Below are 11,658 nucleotides of genomic sequence, written 5' to 3' on the forward strand. Positions count from 1 at the left end.
CCCGGCGGGGGGGGGCCCGGCCGGCCCCCCCCCCCCGCCGCGGGGGCGGGGGGGGGGGCGGCCCCGGCCCGGGCCCCCCCCCACCGCCGCGTCTCCTCCGCTACACCTCCGCCGCGGGACCCGCGACCAGCGCGTCACCGAGCGCGGTACGGCGGTACAGCACCGCGCGGCCGGAGCGCGCCCGGGCCAGCAGACCGGACGCCCGCAGGACGGCGAGGTGGTCACCGACCGCACCCGGGGCCATGCCGAGGCTTCGGGCGAGCTGACTGGTGCTGGCGGGCGTCCCCAGCTCCGCCAGCAGTCGCGCCCGGGAACGCCCGAGGAGGGCGCCCAGCGTGGCCCGCGCGTCCGGGCCGGGGGCGGGCCGCTCCCGGAGCGCCGAGGTACCGCGCGCCGGATACACGAGCGCCTTCGGCCAGGGCTCGTCGTAGAACGCCGCCACGCCCGGCCGGACCAGTACCGAGGGAACCATCAGCAGTCCTTCCCCGGAGAGGTCGACCACCCTGTCCTCGGAGTGCAACGGCACCTGGAGGCTGAACCCGTTCCACACCAGTCCCCGGTCCAGGCCCTCGATCGCCTCCCGCCAGCCGCGCTCACCGATCACGCCGACACGGTGGACCACGTCGCGTTCGCAGATCGCCCGCAACCGCGACCAGTCGGGAGCCAGCAGCTCGTTCCAGGCGCGGTCGAGCGCGTCACCGACCAGGTCGACCACCCGGTCCGAATCCAGCAGCGCCCGCACCTGCGGGTCGCGGACCGGCGCCAGGCGTCCCAACCGGTCGATCTCGTCCCGCGCGACCGGGAGCGGGGTGGCCCGGACGGCGGCCAGGTCGTCGGCCCAGGTCTGGGCGAGACCGCGGGGCGGCGGGGCGACGAAGTTGGCTCCCGAGGAACCGGTCTGCAGGGCCAGCACGGCGTCCAGCGCCGTCTCGCGGCGGAGGCGCCGGAAACCGGGCGCGAGACGTGCGGCCCACCCGCCCGGCAGCGACGCGTTCCCGCCGTCGAGGCCGCGCAGCAGGCCGCAGAGCTCGAAGGCCGGCGACAGCGCGAAGCGGCTTCGCAACAGGTCCTCGGCGGTGGCGGTGTAGCGGAGCACGCCTCCACGGTAGACCGCGCCGGGCCGGACCTTACGTGCTGGGGCGAATCATTCGCGGCGCACCGGCCTTCGACCGGACGCTCCTCGCATGACGACAGCTCCCCCGAGTTCTGCGGCGCCGTCCGCCGAGCGTCGAACGACCTATCGCGAAGTGCTGGCCGAACCGCGCTTCCGGCTGCTCTTCCTGACCCGGGTGGTCGGCATCACGGCCGGATCGCTGCGGATCACCACCTTCTCGGTGCTGGTCTTCACCGGCACCGGCTCCGCGTTGCTCAGTGCCCTCGCCTTCGGGGCGGGCTTCCTCCCCCAGCTGTTCGGCTCGCTGCTCTTCGGCTCGCTGGCCGACCGCCTGCCGCCCCGGGCGCTGATCGTCGGCGGCTTCGTGCTGGAAGGCGCGGTGGCGGCGCTGCTCGCCCTGGGCCGGTTGCCGACAGCGGCCGGTCTGGCCCTGGTCGCCCTCGTCGCGCTGGCCGCACCGGTGTTCAACGGCGCCTCGGCGCGCCTGGTGGCCCACTGGCTGCGTGGTGACGCCTATGTGCTCGGACGTTCCCTCAACACCATGGCCTCCAGCGGAGCCCAGCTGTTCGGCCTGGCTCTGGGCGGCGTGGTCGTCGAGGCCCTGGGCCCGCGGCAGGCGCTGGCGCTCGGCGCGGCGCTGAACCTGCTGTGCGCGGCGGCCGTCCGGTGGCGGCTGCCACGTGTTCCGGTCGAGCGGGAGGACCGGGGGAACGCGAGCGTCGGCACCGTCCGGGACAGCCTGCGCGGCGGCGGCACCCTGCTGCGCGACCGCGCCGTACGCCGGCTGCTGCTCGCCCAGTGGCTGCCGAGCGCCTTCGTCACGGGCGCGGAGGGACTGATCGTCGCCTACACGGGCACCCGCGGCTTCCCCCCGGGCTCCTACGCGATCCTGCTGGCCTGCCTGCCGGTCGGCATGATCGTGGGCGATCTGCTGGTCGGCCGCCTCCTCCGGCCGCCCGCACGGGAGCGCCTGGTGGTGCCGCTGATCGCCCTGATGGGCGCGCCCCTGCTCGGCTTCGCCGCGGAGCCGAGCCGCCCGCTCGCGGCGGCGCTGCTGCTCTGCACCGGTTGCGGCTTCGCCTACGGCCTCGGCCTGCAGAGGGAGTTCCTGGCCGTCCTCCCCGAGCACGGCCAGGGCCAGGCTTTCGGCCTGCTCGGCTCCGGCCACATGACCCTGCAGGGCGTCGGCCCCGTCTGCTTCGGCGCGATCGCGGCGGCGAGCGGCACCGGCGGCGCGATGGCCCTGGCCGGCGCCGGCGCGCTGCTGACCGCCACCTGGGTCCTTTCTTGGCGGCGCGACAACCCCCCGGCGGCCGCCGACCGTCGTGCCGCGCAGCGGAAGGCGGGCGCTCAACAGGTGTCGTAGACGACGCGCGTCGCGCACCCCGCCCGAGGACGACCCACCGCGGTCTTCGGGGCCGAGGTGACCGAGGTGACCGAGGTGACCGAGGTGACCGAGGCGGCCGAGGCGGCCGGGAGCGAAGTCCCGGCGGCGAGAGGCCGAAGGCCCGGCGGATCCCGGCGGCGAGGGGCCGGCCGACCCCGGTCCGCCCGGTCCTCGCGGACGGTTCGAGCCCCCGCGGGTGTGCTCGCCGGACCAGTGGCGCGGCCCGAAGCGGACAGGAGGGACCGGCCGTGCGGGTGGCCGCCGTTCCGGTGGCTCGTACGTGGCCCCGGTCTACAGGCGGGCGTAGAGGGCGGAGGCGTCGTCGTGGGCCTTGCCCCGGGGCCAGCGTTCGCAGTCGGCGTCGGCGCGTTCGACCGCCCGGACCTGGGCGATGAGTTCGGCGGGGCCGGACTCGCCGAGCAGACGCAGGGCGTCGCCCCAGCTGCCCAGGCCGAAGCGGTCGGTGAAGCGGGCCGCGCCGTCGGAGAGGGCCGCCACCGCGCGCAGTCCGGTCAGCGGGACGAAGCCGGTCTCGGCGTGGGCGGCGGCCCTGGGGCTGGCGGCGGCGATCCACGGGCCGCTGCCGGAGTTGCGGGCGGCCCGGACGGCCAGCGCGTACTCCAGGTGCAGGGCGGCCCGTTCGGCGGAGCCGGGCACCGTCGACCAGACCTGCCGGCGCAGTTCCTCGCCGCCGGGGAAGCGCTGGTTGTCGCCGATCACCCGGGGCGGGCCCTCGGCCGGCTCCAGCACCAGCAGCGAGTCGCCGAGCACCAGGTACTCCAGCGAGGCGCCGTGCCGGCGGGCGGCGACCACCATCGCGGCGGGCGTGTTGGGGTGGGCGAGGTCGCAGCGGCCGCCGTGCAGGGCGGCCGTCTCCGCGATGGCGTCGGCCAGGCACTCGGCGATCGAGCGGTCCGGTCGGTCGGTGAGCCGGGTCAGCAGGTGCACCCCGAGTCTGCGGACGTACCAGGCGGTGCCGTGGCGGCAGCCGGACTCCAGACCGGTCGGCGAACTCGAACCGTCGAGGAGGACGAGTGCCTCGGAGGTGGCCGCCGCGAAGTCCTCGCTCTCGCGGTCCGGCCGCCGTGCTTCCCCTGCGAGCTGTACCTGCATCCCGACAGTGTGCGCGCCGGGTGCGGCGCGCGCCCAGACCCGTGCACGCGCCGCGCCGCGCGCCCCCGGTGGCAGCGCGGGTGATCCGGCCATACCGTCGGAGCACGAGTGGACATTTCGGCCGATCAGGGCCGTCCGGGTTTGGGACCACCTTCGGGGGATCCCCGCCCCCGGCGCTGACGAGGGCGAGGAGCGAGAGATGTTCTGGCAGTTCATCGTGCTGTTGGCGGCGACGATCGGCTTCCCGACCGCCGCGCTGCTGTTCCTGATCGGCGGCCCGCGCTTCCCCGACGAGCGGCGCGACGACCGCCGGGCCACCGGATCGCCGAACCGCTAGCCCGCGGAGCGGTCGGGCCGCCGGGCTAACGGACCGGGGCCCGCCAGGCCGGGTCGCGGCCGAGCAGGGCGAGCGCGCGGTCGAACGGACCGGCGCCGTCCGGCACCGCCCGGACGGCGCCGAACGCCTGCCCGGGTCCCCGGGCCGGCACCCCGGCCGGGACCGCCCCGGCCACCGCCAGCAGCGCTCCGACCAACGGCGGCTCGGCCTGCACCGCCGCCACCAGCCGGGCCGGCGAACCCAGCGCGGCCGCCACGTCCCAGGCGTGCACCAGGGTGTCCAGCAGGTGGAAGCCGATCGCCCGGTCGAGCGGGAACGGCCCGCCGTCGCCGATCTCCGGCAGGCACAGCGGGGCCGGCTCCGCCGCGGCGGCGGCGGTGGCGAACGCGGCGGTCAGCCGCGCCGCCGACCGCCGGAACGCGCCCGCCGGATCACCGTGGACCGGGACGTCGCGCCAGCGCGTCCGGTCCGCCCCGGCGCCGAGGGCGGCCGCGGCGAAGCCCCGGTGCTGCCCCACCTCGTGCTCCAGCAGCCGCCGCAGCGGCCACCCGGCGCACGGCGTCACCAGCACCAGCTGCTCCGGCTGCACGGTGTCCACCACGGCGGCGGCCAACTCCATTGCGCGGCCGTGCAGTTCGAGGACGCTCATATCGCGCCCACCGCCTTGCCCAGCCCGTCCGCCGGGCCGTCGACGGCCCGGCGGACGGGGTCGGTCCCGGCGGCCAGGAAACCGGTCACCTGGTCGAGCACGGTCGGCTCGGTGAGGATCCGGCGGTGGCCGAGGCCCCGGGTGGCCAGCAGTTCCAGCCGCTCGCCGTAGGCCGCCCGGAGCCGGCGGGCGTGCGAGAACGGGACCACGTCGTCGTCCTCGTCGTGCGCGACCAGGATCGGCGGCGCGATCTGCCCGGGGTCGCGGGCGGCGTCGAAGTGGGTACGGATGTCCGCCACCCCGGGGAACATCGCGCCGCTCGCCTCCCGGCGGCGCAACTCCCGCTCCACGGTGGCGTTCAGACCCAGCCGGTCGCAGAACGCGGTCGGCAGCCAGGAGAGTTCGGAGGCGCCGGCGAAGGCGACCAGCCGCCGCGCCCGCAGGCCCTCGCGCAGCGCCAGGAAGGCCGCGTTGGCACCCAGCGAGTGGGCGACCACCGCCTCGAACTCCCCGTACTCCTCCTGGAGCCGCAGGGCGACGGCACGGTGGTCCAGCACGGTCGCGGTGCGCCCGCCGGAGTCGCCGTGCCCGGGGGCGTCGTAGCCGACCGCGGTCAGGCCGAGCGCGCGCAGCCGGGGCACCAGCTCCGCGAAGCGGGAGGCCCGGGAGCGCCAGCCGTGCATCAGCAGGACGGGCCGGGCGCCGTCGCCCCAGCGGTGGACGACCACCCGCACCTCCCCGTGCCGGAGCGTCCCGGCGACAGCCCGGTCGTGGACCTCGCGTTCGCGGGGGCGGACCCGGCTGCGGCGGAAGGGGTGGCGGTAGAGCTCGAACGCGGCCCGGCCGGCGAGCCCGGGGGCGGCCAGCGAGACGGTGTTCAGGGTGGTGCGGATCAGTGCGACGGCCGGGTCCATGCGCAACTCCTGTGGGTGCCGGGGGATGCCGGGGTGCCGAAGGGGCGAGAGCCGAACTCGGCGAGATATTAGCACGACCGTTCGTGCTTTTTTCAGTCCGGCCGACGTCCCCCGCTACCCTGGCCACACGGACGAGCGGACGGAAGAGGCCGGGGAACGGCCCGAGGACTGGGGTGAGCGGTGGCCGGATCGACCACGGACGGACGGGTGCTGCGCGGCGAGGAGACCCGGCGGACGGTCCTGCGCCGGGCCGTCGCGATCGCCTCGGTCGAGGGGCTGGACGCGCTGTCGATCGGCCGGCTCGCCACCGACCTCGGCCTCAGCAAGAGCGGCGTCTTCGCCGGCTTCGGCTCCAAGGAGGAGCTCCAGCTCGCCACCGTGCGGGCCGCCCGGCGGATCTTCGCCGACGCGGTGCTCGGACCGGTCCGCGACGAGGCCCCCGGTCTGCGCAAGGTGCGGCTGCTCTGCGAGTCCTGGCTCGCCTACTCCCGTGCCCGGGTCTTCCCCGGCGGCTGCTTCTTCTACGAGGTCAACGCCGAGTACGACGCCCGGCCGGGCCCGCTGCGCGACGTCCTCGCGGCCAACTGGCGGGAGTGGCACGCCACCGTGCTCGGCCTGGTCACCGAGGCCGTCGGCACGGGCGACCTGCGGCCCGACTCCGAGCCGGAGGACATCGCCTTCACCCTGATCGCCCTGCTGGAGAACGCCAACCCGCAGGCCCTGCTGTTCGACGACGACACCCCGTACGACCGGGCCCACCGCGCCGTGCTGCGCCGGCTGCGCTCCGACGCCACCGACCCGGACGGGCCCGCGTTCGACTCCTGAGGGCCGGTGCCCGGAACGCCTCCGCACGCGGACCCACCGCTCGCGGCCGATGGACGCCCGGCCGCTCCGCCCACGGCTCAGGCGCCGTCCAGCACCCGCTCCAGGACGACCGCCAGCGCCAGCAGCCGCTCGTCCGCCCCGGCCTCGCCGACCACCTGGAGCCCGAGCGGCAGGCCCGCCGCCGTCACCCCGGCCGGCAGGCTGAGCGCGGGCAGACCGGCGTGGCTCCAGGGCAGGGACATCACCGCGCTGCCGGTGCCACCCAGCCCCAGTGGGGCCGGACCGGTCGCCGAGGGCGCCAGCAGCAGGTCCACCCCGGCCCGGTGCCGCTGCTCGGCCAGCCGCTCCCGGAACGCCGTCCGGGCGCGCAGCGCGGCCGCCCGGTCGGCCGGGTCGACGGTGCGCCCGTGCCGGATCGCCGCCGCCGTCTCCGGGCGGTAGAGCTCGCCGAACCGGGCGAACCAGTCCGCGTGGCTCGCGGCCGTCTCGAACCGGTTGACCGTCCGCGCCTGCCGCTCCAACTCGTCGAAGTCCGGCAGCAGATCGAGTCGGCGGACCGTCAGTCCGCGCGCGGCCAGCAGGGCCAGCTGCCGGTCGAACGCCCGCCGGGCCTCCGGTCCGGCCCGGTCCAGGTACGGGCCGACCGGGACGCCGAGCACGGGCGCCTCGTCCGCCCACGGCCCGCCCCCCGCGCCGTCCCCGGCCCCGTGGTCCCAGTCGTCGCACAGCAGCGGGGCGGCCAGCGCGACGCCCGCCAGATCGGCGGTGAACAGGCCCACGGTGTCGAAGCTGGGCGCGTTCGGGATCACGCCCGCCGTCGGGATCCGCCCGAAGGTCGGCCGGAAGCCCACCACCCCGCAGTAGGCGGCCGGGCGGACCACGGAGCCGATGGTCTGGGTGCCGATCGCCAGCGGCACCAGTCCGGCCGCGACCGCCGCCGCCGAACCGCTGCTGGAGCCGCCCGGAGTGTGCTCGGGGCGGTGCGGATTGCGGGTCCGGCCGGGCGCGCCGCCCGCGAACTCGGCGGTCACCGTCTTGCCGGCGACCAGCGCGCCCGCGGCCCGCAGCCGGTCCACCACGGTGGCCTGCGGCCCGGCCAGGACGCCCGGGGGCAGCACCGAACCCCCGTGCGTGGGCAGGCCGTCGACGTGCACGACGTCCTTGACCCCGACGGCCACGCCGTACAGGGGCGGCGCCTGCGCCGGGTCCGGACGGTCGGCGGCCAGCGCCCGTACCTCGGCCTGCAGGCGGTCGGCCCGGCCCGGTTCGGGCACGAAGGCGTGGATCAGCGGGTCCACCTGCTCGATCCGGGCGCAGAGCCGGTCGACGTGGACGGCCAGGGCGGGGACGCCCGCCCGCAGCGCGGCGGCCTCACGGACGAGCGAGCGCGGCCGGACCAGGGACTTGTCCATGGCGACCACGGTAGCCCCGGCCGGCCCGGAGCGGTCCACCGGACCGCCGGCCGGGGCCCGGCCCGTCGGCCGACCGCCCGCCGGGGCTCAGCCCGTCGGCCAACCGCCCGCCGGCTGCTCGCCGGGAGGTCCCGGCCGGTGCTCGTCCCCCAGGTAGGGGGACTCGCGCAGCACGTACGCGCCGCACGTGTGGCAACAGGTCTCGGGGGTGCGCCCCCAGTCCGTCGCCTCCCGGGCGGGTGCCGCCGCGTCGATCTCCCGGCCGCACATCGCCGCGTCCTCGCCGCCCCGGACCATGTGCCACAGCCGGACCCCGGCGGACGCGCCGCCGGCGCCGAACTCGGCCCGCATCTGGTGCATCATGCCCCCATCGTCCGGCGGGCCGCCGGACCCGGCAAACGGAGCGGGGGGCCGCCGGGCGTCCGGTGGCACCGGGCCGCCCGGCGGCCGCGGGTCAGACCAGCCCGCCGTACAGCCGCAGCCGGGCGATCCCGCCGTCCGGGAAGACGTCCAGCCGGACGTGCGTGGCCGGGCGCGGGGCGTCGACCAGCAGCCGGTGCACGCTGTCCGGCTGGAGCCGGGTGCGCGGCACCAGCTCGAACCACGCCCCGGGGTCGGCGCCCCGCTCGTCCCGGCCCCAGAGCGCCGCCCAGCCGGCCGCGTTGCCGACGTAGTAGCCGGTGTCGACCTCCACCGCCCGGACGGCGCCCCTCCCGGCCAGCCGCAGCCGGACCCAGTCGTGGCCGTCGTCCCGGCGCCGCCGGTTCTCCCAGCCGTCGCCCATCGCCGCGGACCGGCCGGGCAGGGCGAGGTTCACCGGGGAGGAGAAGAAGCGGTCCGAGGCGTCCTCGACGGCTCCGCCGTTCTCGACCGCGGCCAGGTCGAAGGTGCCGAGCGCGGCCAGCCAGGCCGGATCCGGACGCGCCTCGCCGTGCACCCGGAAGCGCGCGATGCCGCCGTCCGGGAACTGGCGGAGCCTCAGATGGGTGAAACGGCGGCGCTCGGCGACGGCGAAACCGTTGGCGGCGTGGCCGCGCACCGGCGAGCGGGGGACCAGCGGCTGCCACTCGGTCTCTGGGGCCAGCAGCTCCTCCGGCCCCGGGGTGCCCGGGAGTTCGGTGCCCTCGACGCCGATCTGCAACGGGAAGTTGCCGCGGAAGTGCGCCGTGTCGACGACCACACCGTGCACAACTCCCGGCACTCCCAGCCGGATCAGCGCCCAGTCGTGGTCCTCGACGGCCGGGTGCGGCTGCCCGGCGGCGGCGCCGCGCCGCCGCCGGGTCTCCCAACCGTCCATGATCTGGCCCTTGTTGCCGAAGGTGTGCGGGCGGAACTCGGCCGCGCCCGGCAGCAGCAGGTTCTCCCGCTCGGCGAACAGCTCGTCGTTGGCGGCGACGACCGCGCCGCCAAGCCGGCGGTCGGCCAGATCGACCAGGGCGGTGAAGGGGAACTCGGCGGCGCGGTAGTCGGCGTAGGGGTCGCCGCCCCCGTACGCCGGGGCGGCGGCGTCGGACAACTGGTCGGGACGGGGGTCAGGGGTCCGTTCGGTGGTCATGCCTCCACCCTCACGCCGGGTGACCCATCAGGTCCATCACAAAGAACTGAGCAAACCGTTCAGTCCGACTGAAGGGTCCTGGCGACGGCCGCCAGCTCCGCCAGCACCCGGCGCAGCGGGGGCGTCCGCTCCGTGCCCGCCCGGACCCCCGCCACCACCCGGCGGGTCGGCAGGTCCGCCGGCAGCGCCCGGACGACCGCCGCGCCACCCCGCCCGGCCGAGGCCAGCCGTGGGACCAGCGCCACTCCCAGCCCGGCCGCCACCATCGCGAGGATCGCGGTCCAGTCCGCGGCGGTGTGCGCCCGCTCCGGGGCGAAGCCGGCCTGGGCGCAGGCCGCCGTGGTGATCTCCCGCCAGGGCCCGGCCGCGCCGTAGATCCACGGCTCCGCCGCGAGGTCCGCCAGCCGCAGTCCCGGTGTCCCGGCCAGCGGGTGCCCCGGCGGCAGCGCGACGTCCAACGGGTCGCTGAGCAGCTCCGTCCCGACGAATCCGGGGCCCCGGCCGACCGGTCCGACGGCCAGCGACAGCGCCAGGTCGACGTCCCCCGCCGCCAGCAGCCGGACCGCCTCGTCCGCCTCGGCCTCCACCACCCGCACGGTCAGCCCCGGAGCGGCCTCGCGCAGCCGGGCCACCGCCGGGACGAGCAGCCCGGTGATCGCGGTGGCGAAGGCCCCCACCCTGACCTCGCCCGCCTCGCCGTGCAGATAGCCGGCCAGCTCGGCCTCGGCCCGCTCCAGCTGCCCGAAGACCACCGCCGCGTGACGCAGCACCAGCCGGGCCGCCGGGGTCGGCCGAACCCGGCGGCCGTAGGGCTCCAGCATCGGCGCGCCCACCTGCCGGGCCAGCGCCGAGATCTGCTGCGAGACCGCCGAGGGCGACAGACGGAGCCGCTCGGCCGCCGCCGTCACCGTCCCGCACTCGTCGACCGCCCGCAGCACCCGCAGCCGCCTCAGGTCCCACTCGCCCACCGCACCCATCGCGCCAGGGTAGGCCGTCCCGGACCGACTTCCGCCCCCTGGGCCGGACGGGCTCACCGAGCGCCACCCCGACCCCGAGCAGCACCGGCACGCCCTCGGCGAGCACCTCGCCCGGTGCCCCCCGGTACCACCGCCGCGCCGAAGCCGACCATCCTCCCGGCGCCTCCGGCGCCCACATTCACGAACCGCCACCAGGACGTTCGAAGGGTCGGTACAACCGTGCGGACCCTTCGAACGTCCCCCATGCGCAAGCGGTTTCGTCCGACCTCCACCGGAGCCCCCCTGTGCGCACTTCCCGTCTGGCGGCCACCGCCACCCTGTTCGTGCTGACCGGCGGAGCGCTGGTCGGCGGGACCACCGGCGCCGCCGCCGACAGCGGCCCGTCGCCCTCGGCGAGCGCGACGGCCGAACCGACGGCGAGCGCCACCGTCGCCACGCCGTCGGCCACCGCCGGCGAGCTCACCCCCACCACCTCCACCACCGTGACGCCGTCGGCCACCGGCACGCCCCCGGCCACCGCGACCGCGTCCTCCCCCGGCACGGCACCCGCCACTCCTTCGGCCACCTCGACGCCGACCGCCGGTTGCGAGTCCGAGCACCGGGTCACGATGCCGACCCACGCCGTGCCGAGCGCGGCGACGCTGGTCAGGAGCGGCCAGCCGCAGGACCTCGCCTTCTCCTTCTACAACGACAGCGACACTGTGCTGACGGACTTCCGGGTCACCTACCGGATCGAGGGCCCGCGGGGCGGCGCCCCGTTCAAGCCCCTGGTCAGGATCCAGGGCGGCCCCTTCACCCCGGTCGAACCGAACGACGGCACCGGGACGACGGCCGTCGGTTCCTTCCAGGTCCCGGCGCACGAGATGGTCACCGCCGAACTGAGGTTCACCGACGAGCCGGGCACGCTCTCCGGGGACTACGCCGTCACCGTCGCCGGCACCTCGGAGCCGCTGCCGTACGGGGACGCGAAGTACCAGTGCGACCGGCTGCTCGGCTCGCTCACCAGCAGGCTCACCCTCGCCGACCCGGCACCGGTCACCACCGTCCCGGGCACGGACACGGGCACGGACACCGCCGCGACCCCGGCCCCGGCCTCCACCGAGAGCGCCTCCCCCACCGTCCCGACCCCGCCCGCCCCCACGGCCGGCACCGGCCCCACCGGCGACAACCGCACCGGCACCCGACTGGCCGGCACCGGCACGGGCTCCGGCGACCTCCCGCTCGCGATCACCGGCGGCATGGCGATCGCCCTCGGCCTCGGAGCCGTGATCGTCGCCCGCCGCCGCAACCGGGCGGCCCCCACCACGACCACCCGCGACTGACCCCGGCCGGATTCGACCGGCGGATCCGAGTACCGGGTCCGACCGGCGGAGTG

General features: G+C 76.9%; 12 protein-coding genes. 4 read left to right on the plus strand and 8 right to left on the minus strand.

The annotated features are described in order from the left end of the window. Positions 1-100: 100 nt before the first annotated feature. Positions 101-1,096, minus strand: a complete 996-nt coding sequence (locus ACIQ9P_RS10140) for an ArsR/SmtB family transcription factor (protein ID WP_402352738.1) — start codon at positions 1,094-1,096, stop codon at positions 101-103. An 88-nt stretch (positions 1,097-1,184) separates the two neighbouring features. On the opposite strand from ACIQ9P_RS10140, the gene ACIQ9P_RS10145 reads away from it, so the two are divergent. Further along, positions 1,185-2,480 carry an MFS transporter gene (locus tag ACIQ9P_RS10145; protein WP_402352740.1) on the plus strand — a complete coding sequence of 432 codons (1,296 nt, stop codon included), beginning with the start codon at positions 1,185-1,187 and terminating at the stop codon, positions 2,478-2,480. A gap of 312 nt (positions 2,481-2,792) precedes the next feature. On the opposite strand, the gene ACIQ9P_RS10150 is transcribed toward ACIQ9P_RS10145, so the two are convergent. Beyond that, positions 2,793-3,614 (minus strand): integrase, encoded by an 822-nt coding sequence (locus ACIQ9P_RS10150; protein ID WP_402352743.1) that lies wholly within the window; start codon positions 3,612-3,614, stop codon positions 2,793-2,795. 199 nt (positions 3,615-3,813) lie between these two features. Between ACIQ9P_RS10150 and ACIQ9P_RS10155 the strand changes: the two genes are divergently transcribed. After that, positions 3,814-3,951 carry a hypothetical protein gene (locus tag ACIQ9P_RS10155; RefSeq protein WP_402352746.1) on the plus strand — a complete coding sequence of 46 codons (138 nt, stop codon included), beginning with the start codon at positions 3,814-3,816 and terminating at the stop codon, positions 3,949-3,951. A gap of 25 nt (positions 3,952-3,976) precedes the next feature. Here the strand turns inward: ACIQ9P_RS10155 and ACIQ9P_RS10160 are convergent, their stop codons facing one another. Both ACIQ9P_RS10160 and ACIQ9P_RS10165 read right to left on the minus strand, forming a co-directional pair. Continuing rightward, on the minus strand, positions 3,977-4,600 hold the full coding sequence (locus ACIQ9P_RS10160; protein ID WP_402352748.1) for a TIGR03086 family metal-binding protein: 624 nt from the start codon (positions 4,598-4,600) through the stop codon (positions 3,977-3,979). Continuing rightward, entirely contained in the window at positions 4,597-5,514 is a 918-nt protein-coding gene (locus ACIQ9P_RS10165) for an alpha/beta hydrolase (RefSeq protein WP_402352751.1), read from the minus strand. Before ACIQ9P_RS10165 ends, ACIQ9P_RS10160 begins: the two co-directional genes overlap by 4 nt. A 180-nt stretch (positions 5,515-5,694) precedes the next feature. Here ACIQ9P_RS10165 and ACIQ9P_RS10170 point away from each other — a divergent pair, with 180 nt between their 5' ends. Continuing rightward, complete coding sequence (locus tag ACIQ9P_RS10170; protein ID WP_402352753.1) at positions 5,695-6,339, plus strand: TetR/AcrR family transcriptional regulator; 645 nt, start codon at positions 5,695-5,697, stop codon at positions 6,337-6,339. A 77-nt stretch (positions 6,340-6,416) separates the two neighbouring features. Here ACIQ9P_RS10170 and ACIQ9P_RS10175 read toward each other — a convergent pair whose 3' ends face one another. The 4 genes from ACIQ9P_RS10175 to ACIQ9P_RS10190 form a co-directional block, all read right to left on the minus strand. Next, positions 6,417-7,751 carry an amidase gene (locus ACIQ9P_RS10175; RefSeq protein WP_402352756.1) on the minus strand — a complete coding sequence of 445 codons (1,335 nt, stop codon included), beginning with the start codon at positions 7,749-7,751 and terminating at the stop codon, positions 6,417-6,419. A gap of 87 nt (positions 7,752-7,838) precedes the next feature. Next, positions 7,839-8,114 (minus strand): hypothetical protein, encoded by a 276-nt coding sequence (locus ACIQ9P_RS10180; protein ID WP_402352759.1) that lies wholly within the window; start codon positions 8,112-8,114, stop codon positions 7,839-7,841. Positions 8,115-8,205: 91 nt separating this feature from the next. After that, positions 8,206-9,306 (minus strand): allantoicase, encoded by a 1,101-nt coding sequence (alc, locus tag ACIQ9P_RS10185; protein ID WP_402352762.1) that lies wholly within the window; start codon positions 9,304-9,306, stop codon positions 8,206-8,208. Between the two features lie 59 nt (positions 9,307-9,365). Continuing rightward, entirely contained in the window at positions 9,366-10,274 is a 909-nt protein-coding gene (locus ACIQ9P_RS10190) for a LysR family transcriptional regulator (RefSeq protein WP_402353881.1), read from the minus strand. 293 nt (positions 10,275-10,567) lie between these two features. Between ACIQ9P_RS10190 and ACIQ9P_RS10195 the strand changes: the two genes are divergently transcribed. Beyond that, positions 10,568-11,605: a hypothetical protein gene (locus tag ACIQ9P_RS10195; protein ID WP_402352765.1), complete on the plus strand. Its 1,038-nt coding sequence runs from the start codon at positions 10,568-10,570 to the stop codon at positions 11,603-11,605. Positions 11,606-11,658: the final 53 nt, after the last annotated feature.

Origin of the sequence: Kitasatospora sp. NPDC094019, from assembly GCF_044764505.1 — a bacterium.
Lineage (GTDB): Bacteria > Actinomycetota > Actinomycetes > Streptomycetales > Streptomycetaceae > Kitasatospora.